General features: G+C 44.2%; 17 protein-coding genes. All 17 read right to left on the reverse strand.

Going from position 1 to position 23,587, the window contains the following annotated elements; genetic code table 11:
* Window positions 1-5: 5 nt before the first annotated feature.
* Window positions 6-986 carry a TatD family hydrolase gene (locus QYC40_RS14735; protein ID WP_301990880.1) on the reverse strand — a complete coding sequence of 327 codons (981 nt, stop codon included), beginning with the start codon at window positions 984-986 and terminating at the stop codon, window positions 6-8.
* A gap of 7 nt (window positions 987-993) precedes the next feature.
* Complete coding sequence (locus QYC40_RS14740; protein ID WP_301990882.1) at window positions 994-1,836, reverse strand: EboA domain-containing protein; 843 nt, start codon at window positions 1,834-1,836, stop codon at window positions 994-996.
* 47 nt (window positions 1,837-1,883) lie between these two features.
* Complete coding sequence (locus QYC40_RS14745) at window positions 1,884-2,684, reverse strand: DUF1080 domain-containing protein (protein WP_301990883.1); 801 nt, start codon at window positions 2,682-2,684, stop codon at window positions 1,884-1,886.
* Between the two features lie 24 nt (window positions 2,685-2,708).
* Complete coding sequence (locus QYC40_RS14750; RefSeq protein ID WP_301990884.1) at window positions 2,709-3,869, reverse strand: Gfo/Idh/MocA family protein; 1,161 nt, start codon at window positions 3,867-3,869, stop codon at window positions 2,709-2,711.
* Between the two features lie 23 nt (window positions 3,870-3,892).
* On the reverse strand, window positions 3,893-4,930 hold the full coding sequence (locus QYC40_RS14755) for a sugar phosphate isomerase/epimerase (protein WP_301990885.1): 1,038 nt from the start codon (window positions 4,928-4,930) through the stop codon (window positions 3,893-3,895).
* Window positions 4,931-4,955: 25 nt separating this feature from the next.
* Window positions 4,956-6,167, reverse strand: a complete 1,212-nt coding sequence (locus tag QYC40_RS14760) for a hypothetical protein (protein ID WP_301990887.1) — start codon at window positions 6,165-6,167, stop codon at window positions 4,956-4,958.
* A 20-nt stretch (window positions 6,168-6,187) separates the two neighbouring features.
* The gene (locus tag QYC40_RS14765) at window positions 6,188-7,252 is read right to left on the reverse strand and encodes an aldose 1-epimerase family protein (RefSeq protein ID WP_301990889.1); all 1,065 of its coding nucleotides are present in this window, start codon (window positions 7,250-7,252) and stop codon (window positions 6,188-6,190) included.
* 11 nt (window positions 7,253-7,263) lie between these two features.
* The gene (locus tag QYC40_RS14770) at window positions 7,264-9,942 is read right to left on the reverse strand and encodes a c-type cytochrome (protein WP_301990890.1); all 2,679 of its coding nucleotides are present in this window, start codon (window positions 9,940-9,942) and stop codon (window positions 7,264-7,266) included.
* 602 nt (window positions 9,943-10,544) lie between these two features.
* On the reverse strand, window positions 10,545-11,822 hold the full coding sequence (locus QYC40_RS14775; RefSeq protein ID WP_301990891.1) for a M28 family metallopeptidase: 1,278 nt from the start codon (window positions 11,820-11,822) through the stop codon (window positions 10,545-10,547).
* Window positions 11,812-13,656: a CocE/NonD family hydrolase gene (locus QYC40_RS14780; protein ID WP_301990893.1), complete on the reverse strand. Its 1,845-nt coding sequence runs from the start codon at window positions 13,654-13,656 to the stop codon at window positions 11,812-11,814. The genes QYC40_RS14775 and QYC40_RS14780 overlap by 11 nt, the downstream gene beginning before the upstream one ends.
* 12 nt (window positions 13,657-13,668) lie before the next feature.
* Window positions 13,669-15,144 (reverse strand): glycoside hydrolase family 28 protein, encoded by a 1,476-nt coding sequence (locus tag QYC40_RS14785; protein WP_301990894.1) that lies wholly within the window; start codon window positions 15,142-15,144, stop codon window positions 13,669-13,671.
* A gap of 11 nt (window positions 15,145-15,155) precedes the next feature.
* Window positions 15,156-15,893: a glycosyl hydrolase family 28 protein gene (locus QYC40_RS14790; RefSeq protein WP_301990895.1), complete on the reverse strand. Its 738-nt coding sequence runs from the start codon at window positions 15,891-15,893 to the stop codon at window positions 15,156-15,158.
* 7 nt (window positions 15,894-15,900) lie between these two features.
* Window positions 15,901-17,382, reverse strand: coding sequence for a glycoside hydrolase family 28 protein (locus QYC40_RS14795; RefSeq protein ID WP_301990897.1), 1,482 nt, complete (start codon window positions 17,380-17,382; stop codon window positions 15,901-15,903).
* Window positions 17,383-17,399: 17 nt separating this feature from the next.
* On the reverse strand, window positions 17,400-20,261 hold the full coding sequence (locus QYC40_RS14800; RefSeq protein WP_301990898.1) for a glycosyl hydrolase: 2,862 nt from the start codon (window positions 20,259-20,261) through the stop codon (window positions 17,400-17,402).
* Window positions 20,262-20,265: 4 nt separating this feature from the next.
* A complete protein-coding gene (locus tag QYC40_RS14805) occupies window positions 20,266-21,111 on the reverse strand; it encodes a sugar phosphate isomerase/epimerase (protein WP_301990899.1) in 846 nt (281 codons plus the stop codon).
* A complete protein-coding gene (locus QYC40_RS14810; RefSeq protein ID WP_301990900.1) occupies window positions 21,105-21,926 on the reverse strand; it encodes a phytanoyl-CoA dioxygenase family protein in 822 nt (273 codons plus the stop codon). The genes QYC40_RS14805 and QYC40_RS14810 overlap by 7 nt, the downstream gene beginning before the upstream one ends.
* A 63-nt stretch (window positions 21,927-21,989) precedes the next feature.
* Window positions 21,990-23,579 carry a RagB/SusD family nutrient uptake outer membrane protein gene (locus QYC40_RS14815; RefSeq protein WP_301990901.1) on the reverse strand — a complete coding sequence of 530 codons (1,590 nt, stop codon included), beginning with the start codon at window positions 23,577-23,579 and terminating at the stop codon, window positions 21,990-21,992.
* Window positions 23,580-23,587 lie beyond the last annotated feature (8 nt).

Consider the following 23,587-nt stretch of genomic DNA (forward strand, 5'->3'; position numbering starts at 1 on the left):
CTACCTTATGAAATAATAATAGATCCTTTATTTAAGCGTGGTTGTTGTCCGCCGCGCAAGATGGTGTTTCCTTCAAACTTCGCAGTAGGATCAGCGTTGAATGTTTCATTGAGCGTTGCTAAATCCAAATGATTCGCAACCCCAAAAGCTTCGATCGCATTGCTGTAGGTCACTTTCTCTACGCTCTCCCGGTCAATTCCTTTCTGCAGCATCAGTGCTGCTGTTTTAGGAACCGCTAAAGGATCGCTGATTCCCCAATCTGCGGCTGAGTTTACCATAATGTTTTCAGCGCCATAGGTCTTCACGATATCCACCATGCGCTCATTCCCCATTTTGGTAAATGGGTAAATGGTGAAACCAGCCCAGAAACCACGATCTAGAACATCTTTAACCGTCTCCTCTGAGTTATGGTCAATGATGACCATTTGAGGATCCAAGCCATGTTCCAACGCAATCTCCATGCTACGCAGCGTGCCGCGTGTTTTATCGCGATGCGGAGTATGCACCTGTACCGGTACATTCGCCTCTTTCGCCAATTCCAATTGCGCTCTATAATATTTTTCTTCGGCAGGCGTCTGGTCGTCAAAACCAATCTCGCCAATGCCTAAAACTCCCTCTTTGTAGATAAAGTGAGACAATAATTCCATCACCTGCTCCGCCAGCGGTTCGTTGTTCGCTTCACGAGAGTTCAATCCAATCGTACAAAAATGGCGAATGCCAAACTGCGATGCTCTGAATCGCTCCCAACCAATCAGGCTGCTATAATAATCTTTAAACGTATCAAGACCCGTTCGCGGCTGCCCTACCCAAAAAGCCGGCTCGATTACCAGCAAAACACCGGCATCAAACAAGGCTTGGTAGTCATCAGTCGTTCTGGAAACCATATGGATATGCGGATCAACAAATTTCATCCCTTTTATCACATCCAATTCCAATGGGATAGGCTTACCCATACTGGCTAAGTCTCTATTCAATTCAGTACACATAGGCTTTTTATTTATATGCTTCCAATACTTCTTCTATTGGAGAAATTTGTTCCAATGCTTGCGCATGAGCCGACTTAAACGAGTCGCTTAACTGCTCACGATTGCTCGCCAAAGATTGAAGCAAGATTGATTTCTTGGTCTCATCCACTTCCTGCTCATAAGATTCCATCAGGATATCCAATGCGCGTGACGGCAGATGCTCTTTTGCTAGGATCCATAACATTGGATGGATCTCGCGCATAGCAGAGTGTCGCTCATAGATATAGTCGACAATGGAGTCTGCTAAGGATTCGTTGTTTCTTTCAAATAATCCGTAGATATTCAAAATCTTCTTTCCGGTGAAGAATGCTTTCAGCACCAATTGATTCCAGGATTCTTCATCCAGGTATAAAAAGGGAAACATGTTATGCTCGATAACTGCTTCTTGAACAGTTCCGATATTGTTGCGGATTCCTTCCTTACATCTTTCTATCCAGCTTTCCGGATGGTCGAGCAGCGGAAGTGCCGCGTAAAGTGCTTCAAGTTCATGCATATCAGCGAACTCGAATAATCTATTGATAAATTGTTGATAGTTAGCCTCATCATCCGAAATCTGCCCAAGCAACCATACTCGAGCAAGCTTCAAAACACTCCAGTTGACTATCAACAACTTACCGGTATCTTCTGCAGGAATACTAATTAAGGATTCGCGGGTATGAAAGGATAAACGCCTGTTCAGCGTAGAAAAAATACGAACAAAGTGCTTCTTGTAATCTTCTTGAATTTGTTGGGTGCTCAGCTCTAAATATGCCTTCTCTTCATTGGAAAGCACTTGAAATAGTCTTTCAGTTACTTTGTCGGTAGTTTTCATTGCTTAGGTTTATTCAATATTAGCAATTCCGCACATCAAATCCAAACCTACTTCAGGATTTTGATCTGCATATCCTTATACTCGATTTTCATTGGTGGCCCCACATGAACTTGGACTCCAATCAAACCTTTATCATTTTTATTTTTCGAGTCATTGTCAATGACTTCACTCATCAATTTACCATTTACGAAATGAGAAAGCTTGTTTCCTTCTGCAACAATTTCGATATCATTCCAATCTTCCGATTTTATCGCATTCTTTAGCGTCTCTAAATTATCGATCGTGTCCAAGACTCTTCTGTTCGTCCAAGCATTGCCTTTCGCTTCGGCAACAAGACCTTCCTCGATCTCGCGAATCTCCGTGCGCTCGCCACGATAAGCTAAGGTCGTACGCTTGCGCTCTTCGTAGTTCTGTCCCGTATAGTTCTTTTTGCCATCGATGTCCGCCTGATAACCTTTCAAGGCATAAGGAAGTTCCGTGAAACGCTCGCTGCGGTAGTTTATCCCGCTATTCCCCTTATCCGAAATCTTAAACTTCGCACGTAATACAAAATCCCCGGGCTCGCCTCCCTTCCAAATCAGGAAGGTATTGTTCTTTAGCTTTGCACCAGGTTTTATCTCGCCAGTTAACACTCCGTCTTTCATCGACCAGATCGCGGAGTCGCCCTCCCAGCCGCTCAGGCTATTTTGATCAAGCATGGAAACAAAGCCCTGCTCATTATACTCTTGCGCCGTGCTGTCCTGCACTGCTTCTGCTTTTTTCACGCTTGTATTGCCATTGCAGGCTGTAGCAAGCAGCAGTGCGCTTAGGCACAAGCTGCTATAGGCTAGGTTTTTTAATTTTCTCATCGTTTATCTTAATCGATCGATTTCTTATTTATTGTTCCACTCCACGTCGGTTTCTTCCCAACGTCTGTTTTTTGCCGAGGAAATAACCGCTTCACAAACCTTCTGTGTTTCATAAGCATCACGGAACGTTGGGTGGCATTCCTCCCCTTTTTCTACGCTCTCTAAAAAGTCCGCAACTTGGTGAATGAACGAATGCTCATAGCCTACCGATAATCCCGGTACCCACCACTTGCTCATATAAGGTTGATCGCCATCCGTCACGTGAATAGAACGCCAGCCTCTCACTGTAGAGTCGTCAGAATTATCGAAGAACTCTAGGCGATTCAGGTCGTGTAAATCCCAACGTAGAGATCCTTTTTCTCCGTTTATTTCAAAAGTGAACAAAGCCTTATGTCCTCTTGCGTATCGCGTAGACTCGAAAAGACCTAAGGAACCGTTATCAAAATGACAGTGGAAAATACAAGCATCATCGATCTTCACATCTTCCATCTTGCCTGTTTCTTCATGCATGCGCTGCTTAACGAAGATCTCAGTTACCGACGATACATCTTTGATACCGCCATTCAACCACATCGCTAAGTCAATACAATGCGCTAATAAATCGCCTGTTACGCCAGACCCTGCAGCCTCTGCGTCCATACGCCAAAAAGCACGGCCTCCTTGCGGCAGGCTCTCATTGATTGTCCAGTCTTGCAGGAAGTTCGTGCGGTAGTGGAAAATCTTACCCAATTTACCCGAGTCAACAATCTGTTTTGCCAAGGTCACCGCAGGTAATCGACGGTAATTATACCATACGGTGTTTTTTACAGCTGCCGATTCCACCGCATCTACCATTTGCTTTCCTTCTTCCAGTGTTCTGGACAAAGGCTTCTCGCAAAGAACCATCTTGCCCGCTTTTGCCGCAGCAACAGCAATCTCGAAGTGCATATTATTTGGTGTACAAATGTCTACCGCATCGATATCGTCACGCTCGATCAGCTTGCGCCAATCCGTCTCGTACGACTCATAACCCCACTGCTCCGCAAATGCTTTCACCTTGTCTTCACTGCGCGAACAAACCGCCTTTAAAACCGGTGTATATCCTAACTCAGGAAAGAAATTAGGTATGCGTTTATATCCATTGGAGTGGGTTCTTCCCATGAAACCACAGCCTATTAATCCAATTCTTAATTCTTTCTTACTCATAATACTTCTCGATTTACTGTTGATTATTCAGACCAACCATGTTGATCACGTACTTTGATTAGCGTCTCTAGAATAGAGTTCCAAGTTTCTTGCTTATGCATCACCTCATTCGGGAACATACAGCCGTCCCAACAAATATGATTGAATGCTTTCGTCAAATTACCCTGATCGTCGCGCAACCAATAACCAGCGTCCTTTACGATATCTAATCGTCCGTTCGGATCCGTCGGCAAACAGTGGCGACCAGTCTTATCATGCGAACCTGAACCGAATACCGTTCCGTCGTTCTGGGCTACATGGAAATCGATCGTCCAAGGACGCAATTTCGAGGTCAGGAATTGTAAGCCACGCTCTAGTTCTGCCCTATCGCTCCACTCAAAATCGGCCTTCAAGATTCTATCTTCCGGCGCATTATAGCCCAATAGGTATAGAAATGTATGCGACATATCTGCCTGGAAACCGATATTATCGCGATCCACCATCTCTAACGTTTCCAACATGGTTCTCCAACTTTGCATCCCGCCCCAGCAGATCTCGCCCTCGGCAGCAAGGCGCTCCCCGTATTCGGCAGCAACATCGCATGCTCTACGGAAAGTTTCCGCAATAAGCTTCGTGTTCTCTAAAGGATTTTTCGCCCAATCTTCAACACCCGAAGCGGAGTCAATGCGAATAACATTGTTGGTGCGAATTCCCTGCTTGCGCAATTTATAACCAAATTCTGCAGCGCGTTTTACAACATCTACAAAACGGTCGCGGTCTTCTTGTGAGCCCATTGCAGAACCACCATCCGGTGGCCAGATTGGCGCCACTAGAGTTCCAATATCTAACCCATAGCCGCCGATTTTATCGACAACCCAGGAAATATGATCATCCGAAGTATCTAATCTTACGTGCGGATCGAACAGACCTAAGTCTACCCCATCAAACTTAACCCCATTTACATTCGCAGCAGCGGTCTTTTCAAGTAATTCATCTAATGAAATAATCGGCTCATGATCGCCTTTACCCACGATCCCCGGCCATGTCGCATTATGTAATTTTGGAAAATTGTTCTTGCTCATAACATATGTTTTTAAGGTCTATTACTTATTTCTTGATGACTAAGTCCGGATTGTTAGGACCAAAGTGCTTCAACATCACAATAGGATCTACTTTCGAGTGGTTCTCTATCCAAACGCCATTAACCGCTGCTTCTTCAGACACAAAATACTCATCGTAAGTAAGCTGTCCATAACGGATCAGCGAAGGTGTTTCAATCGGCCAATCGTTCAATTTACCATAGCCCTGCATCATGATCAAGCCATAAGCAGCAGCATCTTTGATCAATACTTTTTGCCCCGGAAAAACAGTCAATTCCTTCGCCGAGAAAGCTTCCGATTTATAGCATATCCATTTCTCACTATAGCCCTCGGCTTCCATTTCTGCCTCATCCTTTACCGGAATCGGTGCCATGAAGCGGTTCTGCATCATATTAGGATCCACGTTCAAATCCCAATCAATAATATCCATTAAACCATCGTAATTGCCGCGTTGATCTTCAGGAAGTCCTTTCCACAACAGCTCCTCGTCGATAATCGCCTCATTGACTAATGACTGATACATCGCAAATACATCGGATGCCTTTTGTGGCTCGTAAGTACACATACTGCCCGGCGCATGCAATAGCCCCGGAGGAACGTCCCAACCAGTACCCGGCTCCAGGCGATAAGCCTGCGAATAATTGGTTATTTTATTATCTCCTTTAGAGAAATTCTCTAAACATTCTTTAATTGTTTCCTTCGACGTGCCTGGCGCGATACCCATAAAAGTATATGGAAAATCACCGCCATGATTGTTCAGCTGCGGCGGAAAGTAATAAGCCTCAGGCTTGCCCGCCTGACCGATTAATGCCGCTTTCTCGTCGTTATGGTGAATGTGATGAGGCAATGGGCCCATATTATCGAAAAACTTCGAATACATCGGCCAGCTTTGATACTCATCCCATAGTCGGTTGCCAATTAAGCGCCCCTTTAATTCGTTTACAAAATCCGACAACAAGATTTGCTCCGTCTTGCCATCTTCCTCATATACTACAAAACTTAAGCCTTCGAATTCCCCCGTCAACGGGCCGTTCTTCGCTGGCGTTGTAGATGAAAACCAACGTTCATCGATCCCTCCACGCTCGCCCCCTAGCACATAATAATCATCAGGATGAAGTTTAATGCGACGACCAGGTACACAAAATGATCTCGGCACCCAGTTTGGTGCTAACCTTAATACTCCTTTTCCTTGCTCAAAAGCCTTTTCAATATTTGCCATTGGATTTATGTTTATGTTGATTAATTCTTGTTTATAATTTCCTGGATTCCTGCAGCGGTATCCGATAAATGAATGCTTAGTTCGTAGGTCCGTTTTTCTCGCGGCTTCAGCATAATCAGCTCCTTGCGCTCGCGCAACTTCTGCTGACCAAGCGGAGGATTGGTTCCCGGTTCTAAGCCTGTGACATACTCACCTTTGCCCCAATGCTGCCAATTGGTAAGCCAAGGCAATTGTCGCTTATCGAACGACAAGCCTAGCGCTAAACCTAGATTTTCATTATAGATAGCACAATGGCTCATATGCTGCTCGTCGGCAGCGATATCGATAAAAGCAGCCTCTTCTCCGCTTCCTTTATGATCATCACGAGGAGCCTGGCATACTTTAAACGCCTGTCCTTCTTTAAATATTTTATTAGCTTCGCCTTGCTCTCTAGCGGTCCAAGCACCTTCCCACAACAAGGCAGTACCCTCATCAATTAAAGGCCACCCAAAATTGAAATGATATAAAATCATATGAGGGGTATCCAAATTGCCGACATTAATAATCTCATCAACGATGTGTAATGTAGGCTCGCCTAGGGTACAACGGATGGTGCGTTTCAGTTCGATGTTGGTACCTAGGGGGTGGCCTTGTTTAATAATTCCTGTAATAAACATTTCCCGATCCCCACTGATCAAGTCTGGTTGTTTTATCTGTATAATCTCTGCCGGTATATTACTGATTTGATCGTGCAAACCACGGCGGCCGAATTCATCTTCCTCCGGACCACCGACATGCGTCAAGCCACAGGTAACCAATAAACCACCGCCAAAGGTCCGCAACCAATCCACCCCACGATCCGAAAGCGGCTGCGGCGGTGTTACGCCTAATCGGCTGATCCAACTCAAATTGTACTGGTTGAAACTCGCATCCGCAATGTCCATAGCACGGTCCAACAGCACCTTGAACCGCAGTCCGGCACCCGTGTTGATCCAAGCTATGCGAGAGCCGCGACCCAATCCATTATCTAAAACAGAGGTTTCAATACCGCCTACTTGTGCCGTATGCGATACTTTGTCTAACCAATCTTTTTTTGAGTAGTCCACGAGCTTATCTTTTATTTCTTCTTATATATTTCTGCATTCTCATTTCCACCAGACATCAGGTAGGCCATGATATCCTTGACCTCGTCGGGACTCATCGTATTCAATGTTCCCGGAGGCATAATCGATACTTCGGAACGTTTGATATCCTGAACATCTTTCTTAGCCAATTCTTTGGTTACATGCGGAGCGTAAGGGTTTTGAGAAATAACATAGGCCTTCTCATTTTCGCTCATTAATCTTCCCAATACGGAAGTACCATCTTTCATGTTGAATACTTTCGATTCATATTGATCGGAGATCACTTCGCTAGGTTCGATAATCGCTTGCAACATATCGCGCTTCGAGAAACGAGTGCCCAATTGGGTCAAATCTGGCCCCACTGAACCGCCTTCGCCTTTCATCGTATGGCAAGTACCACATTTAACGGCGATATATAATTCCTGACCACGCTTGAAATTGCGAACGCCAGTATTTTCATCGACTACTTTTAAAGCCGAGTCGATTTCCCATTTGCGGCCCGGTCCTTTTGGCGGAACTACGTTCTCAGCAAGGCGTGTCCCTTTCTGATTCAACAAGGAATCTCCAGACATCTTTCCGTACATCGCCAATTGATCTTTAGGCACATGTGATAAGGCTTTCTTTCTGGCGTTATCGATAAATCCGATATAAGAGTTACCGCCTTTGTATCCGAATGCTTTGTAGAACCAAGTGAAGTATTGCTCGCGCAATTCCGGCGTCCAGCCCGCTTTTGAATCGCTCAGGGCAGTTGCTAAGAAAATTTGTTGTGCCGGTGGAATATTGGCCAACATATTGGCGATATCCAATCCATATTGCGGGTTACGCAAGATCAGATCCGAAGAGCTCATAAAGTTAGTCTCCGTCGTATCATCCTTCGCATTCGCTAATAGATCCAAAGACTTTTTCACGGCTGCCTCAGAGTTCAACGCCAACAATAATTTCGATAACTGTCGGTTCAGACTATTGCTCTTCGCCGGATAAAGTGGCTCCAGACTCGCCGCTAAGGCTTGACCTGCCGCTTCTGTTGGTTTGCCCATACGCGCAATAACGATCTCATATACGCGAGTCAAATTCTCTAACATACGTGGCGTAAGTTTCGCTACAGGAATCGTCGCTAGCTTCTCCATGATGCGTGGCTGCAAAGAAGCATCTGCCACACGTGCAACGGCAACCATAGCCTCCGTTAAACGAACAACATTACGTTCTTGAAATACGAGATTTTCCCAGGAAGAAAGAGGCTGATGCTCTAGTGCAACGCGCGCTGCATAGCGGATATGGCGATCTTCATGACCTAGGTATTCCCAAATCTTCTCTGCCGTTCCTGGCGCTGAAGCTTTATGGTATTGCTCGATTTCACGACGTAACTTCACTAACTCTGGAAGTTCTTTTTTCTTCAACTCTGTCTTTACCTTATCCTGATCTTTGTAATAAACACGGTATAAATCCGAATCAAGCTTACGTCCTCCCGTCAGGAAGTATAAAGCGCCATCGGGCCCTACCACACCATCAGTTAATGGCAGCGGCGAACCGGAGATAAACTCTTCGGCCTTGGCGGTATAAGAAGCCCCTTCGGATTTCAATTCTAGCGCGTAGATAATACCAAAACTCCAGTCGAAGGCTAATAAGCTGTTTCTATACTTTTCCGGGAATTTCGCTTGGCTTGGATTGATAAAGTTCGTAGGCGAACCCTGACCAATATTCAATACCGCCGGTAGGTTATCTAAGAAACGGGAGTCCCATTTAGCATCCCCTTTTCTCCAACCGAATTCCGAGCCGCTCGTCACGTGCAGGATACGGGTAGGGCGATACCAAGGCATTCCAAAATCCCACTCCATATCCGAGTCGTAAGTAAACAACTCCCCTTCATTGTTGAACGCAATATCAAATGGATTACGGAATCCCGCAGAAATCAGTTCCCAGTGTTTTCCTTCCGGATCGGTCTTGGCAATCCAGCCCCCCGAATTATGGGAGTCAGAATCATGACCATGCGTATCAAGAATTAATGGAATGAGGTTATCGACGCTATCATTTGGTTTGATACGGTAGGAATCCATTTTCGGAACCTTCGTAAAGTTTCCAGCAACGATGTAGATTGCTGAGTCTGGTCCCAACACAATGCTGTGAGGGCCATGTTCACCAGATCCGTCCAGCGCCAAAATCTCGGTAATCTTGTCTAACTTATCATCATTATCCGTATCCTGTAATCTATACAATCCGGAACCTTTTTTGAATTCATCGTTCGGATTATGATTGACCATAACATATAAGCTGTTATAAGCCCACAATAACCCCTGAGCGAAGCCCATGCCTACTTTTTTCTTTGTGGTATCTGCTAGCGGCGGTCCTTCGACAGGAAACTCAATAGGCTCAATCTTTGGCTTTACCGTCGAGTCTGACCCTAAAGGCGGCAACTCAACACGGAAGAGTCCACCAAACTGGTCGGAAGTGATCATTCTACCCTTATCATCAAATGTCATCGACACCCATGACCCTTTTTCATTGTCCGAAGGGCTGTAGATATGCTCTATGGCAAATCCCTCAGGCAAGGTTATTTTCTCTGTTTTCGGGTTGGTATCCACGACTTCTGGCTCCTCTTTCCCCTTACAAGCCCCCGCTGCGAGCAGCAAAAACATGGAAAACAAATACAATTGTGCTCTATTAGTTTTTATCATTGTGGTTTAATATGTTGATTAAGTTTATAACAGCTTCTGAGGATCAGCAAGAATAACTTTCAAACTTTGCCGTATCCAGTCATTCTACTTGTTGAGGTAGCCTAACTAAAGTTATTAAATTTGTTTAATTGGTTAGCGCTTACTGCTTTGTAATAAATAGAGTACATAAGTCCCCGAAAATGATGGACAACGGTTTATGTTGGGCGAAAACATGATACGTTATCTAGCAAATTGTGGAAATCTAGTCTGAAACGCAACTAAACCAAATATATTAAACCACAAGGGATTAGGCATCCTGTGCTATCCTGTCAAAATCAGGACATAGATTTCGCCGGCATAATAGCGTGTAGAATGGGGAATTGTTTTATACTACACGTGAAAAGAACGTACTTTTGATAATCTTTGTTTTGTCTTTGGAAAGATCTTCCTCCTAACTACGTCGACTATAACCCCTTTCAAATCCCTTTCAAACCCAATACAAACCCCTATCATAGCCGCTCCGGAAGGGCTATGATAGGGGTTTGCATTAGTTAAAGAAAGTGTTTACTTGCTTGCAGACTGCCACAAGGGGGCAGCCTAAGTCGTGCAGGATTTATTAAGCCTTAGAATTGATTGATGAAGTCTGTCAATAGGTTTGCATAGCCATTAAACTTCGTAAATGGCAGGGTTTCGTATCGGTCGTAGATATCGTGATAGGCAGTAGTGCCGCCCAACGTATAGATAAAAAAGGCAGGCACTCCCTTTTCGTAGAAAGGAGCATGATCACTGCGGTTCATAGCACCGCGGACCTTGACTTCTGGTAGATATTTTTTTTCAGCATTCAGCTTCGTTAGAAGCTCAAATTCTTTCGTAAAAATACTGCCGTTTACCACCTGGATGCCATCATCGCCTGTACCGGCCATATCCACGTTGATTAGGAACTTTACTTTTTTCAGATCGTTCAGCGGGTTTGCTGCATAATATTTAGATCCTAAAAGTCCACTCTCCTCTCCTGAGAAAGCTAAGAAGATCATGTTATACTTTGGCTTGTTTTTGCCATAATATTGAGCCAAATATAGCATAAGGGCTGTTCCACTGGCATTGTCGTTAGCCCCGTTAAACACGACCTTTTTACCGATGACGCCCAAGTGATCGTAATGTGCTGTCACGAGGATCGTAGAATCAGAATCGCTGCTTCCTTTCAAGAAACCACAAACATTCTGCGTTTTATAATCAGGTTGGAACTTCGCAGTGATATCTAAGGCGATTTGACCGTCGTTTGGATTTACTGCTAAATCTTTAATGTAAACCGCAGGTTTTAAACTTTGGCTTACAGATGCTCGCCAGGTAAATTTACTTGGGGTATTTACGACGATTGCGCTGTACTCCCCTGCAGTCATCAGAAGCACAATCGCACGGCGTAGCTCCTGCGCATTGATGCTCTTCAACTGCTCTGCCTCATCAATATAAATGGCTTTACCGGCATATGCTTTATCTTGTGCAATCTGTCTTAATACCTTGTCATCATTCAGTTTTCCGGAAACAGGAACGAGATCAAAGCTCCCCTTTACCGACGCGGATGCCGCGTCTACCAAGACATTGACCCCCATTTTGAGTAATTCGTTGTTTAATCTGACCGTTACTGCTTTCGGGAATACATTGGCGCCCAAGCTGAAAGGTTGCATAAAGGATTTGCCATCTAAAGGCGTCAATCCTGATTTCTTCATTTCCTTAGCAATATAGGCAGCGGCTTTTTTGTCGCCATTGAAAATATAACCGCGACCTGCGTATTTATCGGATGCTAATACACTAACAACTTTGCGCGCATAGTCTTCTTGCGCCTGAGCAAATTGACACGCTACAAAGAGCATGGCAATCAGTGTAAATAATCTATTTTTCATTGTTCTTAATTAATGGTAATAGGATACTTGAAGGATGTTGACGATCGAAGAATACGCGATGTTTATGGATTTCGAAATCAGCTTCGTCTGCTTCATAGATATTGATAAACTTCTGCGGATTGCGGTCTACGAGAGGGAACCAAGAACTTTGAATCTGTACCATAATCTTATGCCCCTTCTTAAAGACATGGGCAGCATCTTGCATATCAAATTTTACTTGTGTGACTTGGTTGGGTTGCATAGGCTCCGGATGCGAAAAGCTATTTCTATACTTCGCACGCATCACCTCCCCTCTGACCAGGATCTGTGCATCTGATAAAGGCTTATCTTTCTCAAACGGATGCACATCGATTAATTTCACGATATAGTCGGCATCAGTACCCGTTGTACTAACGAATAGATTTGCCTGCAGATTACCCATAATCTTGACATCTTCTGTCAGCACTTCCGACTCAAAAACCAATACATCGGGACGCCTGGACGCAAACACCTGATCTTCGAACATATATTTAAATCCGCGCATCAGGGTTTTCTCGGCGGTGTAGGGTACAGGCTTGCTCGGGTCTGCCGTATATTCGGCAAAGTCCGTTTCTGCTGTTTCCGGCTTTGTAAAAGACAGCCCTCCGTTCGCCTGAAGATAAAGCGGCGTTTCAACTTGTTCTTTGGACGGCCATTCGCTTAAGTAATTCCACTCATTGGATCCCGTCACGAAGATGGATACAGGCGCTAATGGCTTCGATTCCTCATTTTTCAAATGCTTTTTGAAAAATGCTAGTTCTAGATCCTCACGGTAATAATTACTGGTATTGGATGCAAAATTTAGATCACCTAGGCTTCTGCCATCTCCCCTTGTCCAAGAACCGTGATACCAAGGCCCCATGACAAAAGACAGCTTATTCTTCCCGGATTTCGCGAGTGCCTCGTAGGTTTTCAATGGACCATATAGATCTTCTTGATCGAACCATCCGCCTACAACAAGCACCTCTGGCTTAACTTTGTGAAGGTATTTGGTATAGCTGCGCTCTTCCCAATAGGCATTGTAATCCGCATTGTTCATCATCTCATTCCATAGGATGCTCTTTCCTTGCAGGTAGTTTTTGTTGAAGTTCTTTAGCGGGCCTGATTTAAGGTAAAAATCATAGCCATCGCTCGTATTGTAGGCGTAGAATCCACCGGGATGTGTGGTACCCACAGAGTCTCTCATTTTACCGAAAGAAGACAGAAATGAAAAACTCCCCATCAGCATAAATGCGCCGTTATGATGTCTGTCATCGCCCAAGAACCAATCGGTCACTGGAGCTTGCGGAGATACCGCTTTTAGATTAGGGTGTGCATCGATTAATGACATCGAGGCATAGAAGCCGGGCGACGAAACACCCCAAATACCGACTTTTTTGTTGGATTTAAGCTGTTTTACAAGCCAATCTATCGTATCGTAGGTATCCGTGGTCTCATCAGTTTGCCCTTTTTTCTTATTCGGAATATAGGGACGATTAGCGATAAAATGTCCTTCGGACTTATATTTTCCACGCACATCTTGATATACGAAGATGTATCCGTCCTTTGCAAACTCCATGCTTGGGCCAATGCTAGGGCGCATCTTATCCTCCCCATAAGGGGCAACACTATAAGGTGTACGGATCATCATAATAGGATAAGATTTTGTCCTATCCTTGGGTTCATAGATCGCGGTAAAGAGTTTCGTACCGTCCCGCATCGGGATATACACTTCGCGCTTACTATAATTGTTTTTTATATACTCGGCATCATTTGTTTGTTGTGCGAACAAGAGCGTTGCACAACAAACAAAAAGCCCTACTAGAAAATGCTTCATTCTTTACAATCGTTATTTCTTTAGTGTCGACTTGTATAAAACTAGCTGTTTTTTTCCTTTTATATTCGGTTCATTGTATTCCACCTTTGTCATCTGCGCGTTCTTCACATCATCCATAACAACGGCAGGGCGGTATTCTTTATCCTTCGCTGTGAACTTCACATTTTCGAAGGTTACTCCCTCTACATGGCGCAAATAGAATGCCCATGCCGGAAGCTCCTTAAATTGCGAAAATTCTGGGTATGCAGCTTCCATTTCAGGAATGCTGTCCAATTCTTTCGGACTAGTGCCACGGAATGCATAGTTTGGATTTGACCCACCCGGGTAAACAATTTCCACATTTCTTAGGACTACATTCTTAATCGGTTGGCCTTTTAATCCAACGATGCTAGCTGGTGAGATGTTTCTTGGATTGTCCTCAACAGGTCCCTCGAAGGCATAACCAACATCAGGTTTGTCTGCAGGAACCTCGATGTAGATGTTCTGCATCGTCACACCATCGATAGATCCTTGTCTGCCTTTATTCCATCGCGCGCCGATGCGTAGATAGATGGCATTACCGGTATTGTATGCGTATAAGCTGTCTACTAATACATCTTCCACTTTACCGCCATCAGGCGTTGCAATTGTGAATGCTGAACGGAACGTGTCGTAGACACGGTTGTTGATAATACGGATATTTTTATATCCACCTGCTGATACGGTTCCAAACTTGATACCATTTGCACTCGAACGTGCCACACAGTTTCTGATTTCTATGTTCTCATTCATTTTCGTCGCATCATGCGATTTCAAACAAATGGCATCATCAGAAGCATCTATATAGGAATTTAATAATTTGAAGTTCTTACAATCGACAATGTCGATACCATCGTTGTTCCAAAATACTTTGCTATCGACTGTGATGCTATCGATCAATACGTCCTCACACTGATCATAAGTCTGAACCCAGTCGGCAGAGTTTTTCACCGTGACATGTTTGATGGTTACATTATTGCATTCGCGGAAATAGATCGCTTTCGGACGGTTATTTCTTGGCCTATCGTAATCTAAAGGATCTTTGATAATCCCTTTATGGATATAATCCATCAGGCTGTACGCAACTTCCTTACCCTGCCCATCGATGACACCCTTACCTGTTATACCGACATTCTTTACCCCTTTGGCATAGACCAAAGCATTGTTAGGCGTTCCGACATTATAATCGTTGATATTCGTCGAGCCCAGTAATACAGCCCCCTCTTCTAAATGCAGGGTAACATTGGATTTCATATGGATAGTACCCGTCAGATACCTTCCGACATAGAACTTCAATGTTCCGCCGCCGTTCTCACTGATGAAATCAATAGCACGTTGAATGGAGGTCGTATTCAATGTAGTTCCATTCGATTTTATTCCAAAGAAGGAAGCATTGTAATCCTTCGCCTGCAAAAATCCTATGCTACAGATCGTGCACAGTATAGTCAAATATATGTTCAATTTCTTCATGCGCTTCTCGATTAAATGGACTTTCCGTTTGGCGTAATACTCTTTTTAATGGCTGTCGTTTGGCTCGCTTTATCTTTAACCAAAGCTTTGCCGGCAGTATCTACATAAAGGTTCTCCAAGCTTACTCCTTTGGATCCGGCAAGCACTAAACCTCTGGAATTTGCATAGTTTTGGCTGCGAATAATCTGGTTTTTGAATGATACGTTCGTACAGTTTACTAACTCCGCTACATCACCAGATGAGTCCTCTAACATAATTCCGTCAATCTCTACGTTCTGGCAGTTGTTCAACCCCAGTAAAGTCGGACGAACACTATTAATATCCTTGCTTACAATGCCTTTGTTCAGCTGATCATCAATCTTGATTTTTACCGCAGCCGCTTGTCCCAGAATAACGCCTTTTCCAATAATCTTCACATTGGATTGGTTCTCTCCATAGATAAAATAGCGCTTACCGTTCTTTTCAATGAAATCGTAATAGCTTGGATTCGCAACGAGGATAGCACCCTCATGTAAGTTGATCGTAACGTTAGATTTCAGTTCTAAACCGCCTGTTAAGTATCGTCCTACGTAGAAGTTTAATGTACCGCCGCCTTTCGATGAGATTAAATCGATAGCGGCTTGTATTGAACGCGTATTGTTTGTCTGCCCGTCGGATACACATCCGAATGCAGAAGCGTTATAGTCGACTGCTAAAGCCTGCCCGAATGACATCGTCAGCAATAGCATGATGTATAAGATTCTTTTCATGTGATTATTATTTTACGATGTCAACAGCATTGCTTTTATGCAAGAAGATCTGCTCCTTATTCCCGGCTTTCACCTCATCGAATGTTACGTTTTCAAACTTGCCCTTATTGAGGTCATCCGTTACGATAGCAGGTCTATAATCGGGTGCCAAGGCCTTAAACTTCACATTTTTAAAAGTGATGTTGTTCGCATGACGAATATAGAATGCCCATGACGGTAGCTCTTTGAATTGTGAGAACTCAGGATAGGCAGCTTCCATTTCCGGGATACCATCCAATTCCGCTGCGGAAAGCCCTCTTTTCGCGTAATATGGATTCCCAGCACCTGGATATACAATTTCGATGTTCTCCAATGTTACGTTTTCAATCTTGTAGTTCGGCAATCCGATAATGCTCGCTGGAGAGATGTTTCTAGGCAAGTCCTCAATCGGCCCCTCATAGTTATATCCCTTATCAGGTTTCTCCATTGGAACTTCCGCGTATACATTTTTGATCGTGATATCCTTCATCACCGGCTCTTTCCCTTTGCTCCAACGATTACCTATCCTTAGGAAGATCACATTCCCCGTGTTGATGGATCTGACACCATCCACTAAAATATTCTCAACAATACCTCCGTCTACGGCGGCGAAAGTGATCGCCGAGCGATAGGTATCATATACCGTTAAATTTCTTACGACGAAGTTGCGGAAGCCACCACGTGAAACTGTTCCGAATTTTAAGGCTGATGCACTGGAGCGTGCCGTACAGTTCTCTACCAATACATTTTCACAGATGGCATTGGCATCATGCGATTTAAAACAGATCGCATCATCAGCAGCATCAAAGTGCGAGTTGCGAATAATCACATCCTTGCAATCTACAATGTCAATACCGTCATTGTTCCAATAGGATTTACTATCTACCGTGATGCTGTCGACCAATATATTCACACACTGATCATATGTCTGGTTCCAGCTCGCAGGATCCTTTAACGTAATTCCGATAATTTTTATATTCTTGCACTCGCGGAAATAGATATTCTCGGGTCTATTCCATTCGCGCACGCGGTCGTACTTCAATTCATCTTCGATTAATCCACGATGAACCATATTCAACGTGTTCATCGCATTCTCAAACCCACGACCATTGATAGTACCCTGTCCGGTAATACCGATGTTTTCCTGCTTAATAGCATAGATTAAAGACTTCCAATTGATGTAAGGGTCTTTATCGTAATCAAAAGGATTCAGCGATCCTAAGATACTAGCCCCTCTTTCCAGATGTAGTGTAACATTGGATTTGATGTAAATTGTTCCCGTTACATAATTTCCAGGTCCGAATACTAATCGGCCCCCGCCTTTTGCATTTACATAATCGATAGCAGCTTGAATAGACTTCGTATTCAGCGTGTTTCCATCGCCTTCAATACCGAAATCTCTAACTGCATAGTCCTTTGCAAATACCTGAAGGCTGCAAAAACAAACGAGCAAGCATAATAGTTTCTTCATTATTGTAGTCTTTTTGGTTAGTTATAAATTTCTACAGGTCCAACAATCCCCATGGATTGTATTTCCTGCTCGCGACCAGGTCTGTTGACCCAGTACTGCGCATTTTCATTGTCTTTTAAAGTCTTCAGGTAGTTACCCATGGTCGTCGTTACACGAATTTCAATATCATTGCTTCCAGGCTTAAGGAATTTACTGATATCGTAAATACGGCGCCCGAACCATTTCACGCCAACCGGCTGTCCATTGATAAAGAGGTCTGTTATTCCGAACACCTGACCTAGGTTAAGCGTCTGGTTTTTGATGTTCTGTACATTGACTTTCTTACGATAGATTGCCGTTCCGGAGAAGTCGCGCAATTCATCATCGAGCTTCATGTCGATGAGCTGAGCTAGTTGTCGTTTTTTACTGCTATTCTCCTGTGCATGCTTGAGCTCAAGCTCCCAGCCTGCATTCAGGTTTTGTTTGTTAGCTCCATCTAATTTAACAGGCTGATACCATTCGCCGCCCTTCGACTCATCGAAGACCACAAGAAGGGATTCCGTTGGCCCGAAATTGTGCTCGAAGCCATTAGCACTGTCCAATTTTAATTGAAAACGCTCGCCCGTATCGGCATCCCAGATCCAAGCCTGCTTGCCTTTGCCAACACCCGAAAGAAAATCGATACGTGTTTTATGGCTGTTGAAGCGGTGTGCATTCTGGAAGAAGAAGAACTCCGACTGATCATCACGGATATACCTGTTCTGCATGAAAAAACGATTCGGCTCGCTGATTTTCACATATTTAGGCAGCTTTTGCTCTTGATGAAAGCTTTGATACCATTCCAAGAACTTATTATCGACGGGCTTTTCAACGAAGACAAAGTTTGAACCCAAAGCTTTTATTTTCTGCATCCAGGTCTGCACTTCCTGATCTCTAGCTTGCATATCCTTAAAGCCCAAACTTTTTGAAGGCGTAGTTTCTATGCAAATCAGTTTGCCTCCCTGCTGCACAAACTCGTGCAACTTCTTAGCCGTTTCAACGCCTAAACTCTTTACACCTGGAAGAAACAATACACCGTAGGATTTTTTTCCAAACGTGATCTTGCCATTCTGAATCTTAGCATCTTTCAGAATCAACTCCGTTACGTAGTCCGCTGCACCTCCAGTTTTATGGATCGCTTCCCATAGCAGAGAAGTATAAGGCACGTTGAGTCGCTCTGGGAAAGGGTCAGTTTGCACACCCTTTTCTGCCCATAGATCATAGTTTGCAGGAAGTATCGCCATATCGGTGTACATATCTGCATGCTGCAATTGTGAGGACAAACGAGCCTTGTATGTGTTCAAATATTTAAAATAAGGCCACCAGTTATTCTTCTCCGAATAATAAGATCCATATTGAATCCAACCCGGGAATGGCGCCTGTTTTGGCGAATAGTTGAAACCATGCCAAATGGAATGCGTAATACCGGATAGTAAACTTTGATCGGAACCTAATTTAAGCAGCTCTAAAGTCGCGTTGAAAACCAGATATGTGTTGGTCATTTCTTCACAACTTACGACCCGTTTACCTGTTAAATGAGCCGCAGATGATACGTATTTATTGATCATCGTATAGCCTCTACCGCGGCGATAATCTTCATCAGACATTTCTTCCCCTAGCTTATGTCGCAAGTAGTTTGTTGTCCAGGACTCCCCTTCCGGAATATCATAGCCCAGGGAAGTTTCCAATGGAAAAAAGCCGCGCCCATAAGCCTGCGCCCTAGACTTGACCTTTAAGCCTTTACACCATGCTAAATAAGTTTCCGTAAAACGCTCTCTTAACAAGCAAGCCTTCACATATTCGAAGTCAAATCTAACGCGGCTCAATACTTCCTTAAAGTCTTCCGACTTCTCGGCACCATAGTTTTCATCCACCACAGCCCCTAGCCTACCTACTTTAAACATGATAAAAGGCAGATAGGGCATCAGGTCATAACCGCATCGCTTTTGGAATTCCTCAGCAAAATCATGCGTCCAATTACAGCCCTCCAGTTCCATACTATCCGAGAATAAGGCACGTAGATAGTTCGACAATGCCCCAATTCGGTTCTGCATCGTATTAGACATGCGGTTCAAGTAATTCTGTACCGCCTGCTTGTCCATATGATTCAGGATAGAGCCTGATGCGCCCGGTGCACCGTTGATCACCTGGGCGAAAGAAGTGTATCGCACAACAGCATAGAGCACATGCTTACCTTCCGGCACATCCACCTGTATCGTTGCGTCCTTACGCTTTGCCGATAAATCCTGTGCTTGATCAAGACTGTTCATCAGATCTTTCGCTAAATGCAGCGATAGAATCTCCGGCTTGCGCAGCGGGTTCTTATCAGTTACTCCCGGATCTACAGCCTGACAGATATTGAACTGCGAGGTCTCAAATTGCATGGGTCCGGTCAGCTTCTCCGCATAGACTAGCACTACTTGCGCCCGCTCGTCTTCCTTCAGATCTTCCGAGCCAAAAGGCCAGCCGGAACCCACGATCAAGTCGCTCGTCATGTCCAAGGACTTCGCATCGTCCGCTGTATGCTTTACCAGATCAATCCATTCATTGCTTAGCCATTTTACCGATGGTATCCCCATATCGTCGGCCCTTTTAGGGAAAGATATAGGGTTTATTTCCACACCGCCAATGCCGGCATCTTTTAACAGACGCAATTGACGCGATAATTCGCCTTTTTCTACCTTATCGCCATTCCACCACCAACGGACGAAGGGACGATAATGCATGCTTGGGTTTTTAAAAAGTGTATACCAATCCTCTTTTGCTTTAAAGGCGGAGGAAGCAAAGGATTCCTCGAGGTTGGCTAAAGCCAATCCCGCACCTAACAGCGAGGTGTTGCGTATAAAAGATCTTCTATTCATAAATTTAAATAGTCTTCAAATGGTCCATTAGGTATTTTTTTATCCACAAGTTTTGACGCCATTGCTCTTCATAATCCTTAGCTGTATCGCCGGATGTGATGAGATAAGGTGGAGGGCCAAACTCCGTGGTAAAGGTTAGTTTCTTTCTCCCTAATTGGATTTGTTTACTAATATATTGTTGCCAGACCGCTAAATGGATCTTTACAATGTCTTCAAATAAAGGGTTGCTAACATCCGATAGCTGTGAGCCTTGCGTGTGCCCGACACGCGTATGCACATGCCGCACATCGGATAGTAGGCTAGTTAATAGGTCTTGTTGATCTTCCAGATAACTCTCCGAGACACAATACCAATGCGAGATATCCAAAGTCAATTTGAGACCTGGAAATTGCTCTTTGATTGCCGGAATTCGATGAATCCCGTATGTCCATTTATTCCGGTGTGTTTCCTGATAAATGGGTATTCCTGTTTGTTGCTCTACCTTGGCGCAGACTGCTAAACATGCTAGTATCTGTTCGCTCGTATAGTACTCTCGCCCTACCTGTGCAGAAATGAATTCCGGAGCCAAACCAAACTCCCCTAAGTTAGCGAGTTCCGTAAGCTGTTCCTCCAATAATTCCAAATAATGTGCAAAGTCCTTTGCTCCGCCAAATACAGCGAACACGATACTGTAACGCAGTTGGCGAGCCTGCAGACTTTGCAACATCTGCTGGTAGTCATTCTTATTTTTTTCCCCATAAGGGTACCACTCAATTCCCTGATATCCGGCGCCCTTAACACGATCTAAAAAATCTGTCCAGGCAATATGTTCTGCCCCCCAACGCGGATAAAAGAATTGAATATCTACCATGATCTATGATAGATTAAAGGGTTTTGTTCGTCATCGTTCAACAGATCGCCGACTTTCAATGTAGCCAGGTAATCTGGAGGAAGAATATTCGCCTGTCCGTTGAATACATTGCCATCCGGCATGTATGCACATGTCATTGCTCGACGGTAGCCGTTGGTCATGTTCGGACCGGCACCATGTATGGTCAACCCGTTATGGATAGAACAGCTTCCGGCTTTCAAAGGTGCTGGGGCAGGGTTAATCTGCGCAAGCTCCGGATATACTTCGAAAATACCGTTCATGTTTTTGCCGATACCGATATTCGTAAAGTCGGTTTTCTTAAATGAGCCCGGTACAAAATATAGACAGCCGTTCTCTAAAGTCGCATCGTCCAATGCGATCCAGATGGATAAAGCTTCCCGGTCGGAGAACGACCAGAATGGTGTATCTAAGTGCCAAGCCGTCGGATTAGCAAAGGGACGCTTGAATAAAGCCTGATCATGCCAAATTCGGATACCATCCACTTGCGCTAAATTGCCAACCAATTCGCCGATTCGACGGTCTAGCATCAATTCCTTAACGCCCTCATCTGTTTGCCAGAGATTCAATAATTGATCGAATACTTTCCCGAAGTAATCCGCATCTTTATTGATCCCATCATCCTCTCCCACTTGTGTTTCCTTGCCGGGCATCTTTTTCCCCGCTCTCTTCTCTACTGCTGAGAAAACTACTTCACGCCATTTCTCTAGCTCCTCCGGACTTAAAAAATCCTCAATAACTAAATAACCGTTCTCACGATAGAAAGCAATTTGCTCTGGACTAACTTGATACTTCATAATATAAGTCTATTTATAACATAGGATAGAGCAAGGCCTTGGGAGACCTTGCACTAGGGTTATTTAATTTTGAACCATTTTATCGTTGTACATCATCTCATCCAATGGAATCTGTAAAGTCATCTTAGAAACCGGATAAGAAGATTTATCGACATGGTTTGTTGAACTAGCACGGTCAACCGCTATATTCCAACGCTTGTTGTTGAAAAATTCACGACCACCTTCTCCCCAAAGCTCAATACGCGTTTGCAATTGAACCATTTGAAGCGGCGTAAGGCCTGCCATTCCCGGGTAGTTATCCACGGTAAGCGTTGCTGCACCGGCTTTTGTTCTAGCGGCCAACAAAATATTTAAAGTCGCTTTTGCACCTGCGGCATCGCCACTTTGTGCCTGTGCTTCCGCTTTCATTAACAAAGCTTCCGATGTACGGAAAAAGTAAGCCGAGTTTTTACCTACATTTTTCTTGTCGTCGCTGCCCAAACCATGCGTTGCGGCAAATTTCAAGTTCGTGTAGGCCGGAATAGTACGTTTTTCGTTGTTGGTCGGGTAGCTGTAATCGCCCCAAGCAGTTGCCATAAACGCATTCTTACGGAAGTCATTCGGAGCAATGCTATTGTATAATCTGGCATCGATACGTTGGAAACCACGTAGCAAACCGCCCTCTGCTTCTGCAAATGGATTCATCCACATGTTATGCGTGGTCAGAGCATCGCCTAAAGGAAATCCGAAGATTACCTCTGGATTTACGGCGTTGTTCAAGAAACCATTCTTCTCCGGACGCATAATAGGATTCGCCTGTGTTCCGTCGTTTGTAGCTCCATATGCTGATTGTGGTAATAGCGTAGGGTAGTTTGCCAAGATATCGTTGCTAGACGAGATCACCGTAGCCCAGTCTCCTGTCCATAAAGCAACTCGAGCCAGAATAAAATTGGCAACCCCTAAGTCGAAATCATTGACCTCTTTTGTATAGCCTTTTCCAGCATCTTTTAAATACTGAATCGCCTGTTGAAGATCCGCTTTGATGAAATTATAAGTCTCCGTTGCTGTCGCACGAGCCTTGCTTTCCTGCGTTGGAAGATAAGTATCGTAAAGCGGCAATCCTAACTTATCCTTTCCTCCTTGTAGGTAGGCATCCTGATAGTTCTCCATCAGGAAGTTATAAGAATAAGCGCGAAGGATCAACCCTCTTGCTTTAAACTCTTTCAAAATAGTATTGCTTCCAACCGTCGCATCGTCCAAATAATTGAGCATTTTATTGGCTGTTGTAATACCGTTCCAAGCGAAAAACCAATAGGGCGAGTTTTTATTTGTTCCTTCGGATATAAAATCCAAAAATCGGTACTCATCGCCACCAAAGATCGTTAGATTCTGATCTCCAAAAACGATGTCGTTTCCTTCCAAGTTCCGCATAACTTCCAAGCCGAAAACATTGGTATATCTCGATTCAGAGTTACCTGAACCACCGTAGTTGAATGCTCGGGGCATGCTATTCGCCATACCGCCTAAGACCGTACGAATCGTTGCCTCATCACCACTCTTCAATAACTCCTGGATTTGCTCATCCGTAATGTTATTCGGCGGTGCCACGTCTAATTTCTTATTACATGAAACGAATAGCGTTCCTGCTATAAAGAATAAAAATATCTTTTTCATAATGTGAT

The sequence above is a fragment of the Sphingobacterium sp. BN32 genome, assembly GCF_030503615.1.
Lineage (GTDB): Bacteria > Bacteroidota > Bacteroidia > Sphingobacteriales > Sphingobacteriaceae > Sphingobacterium.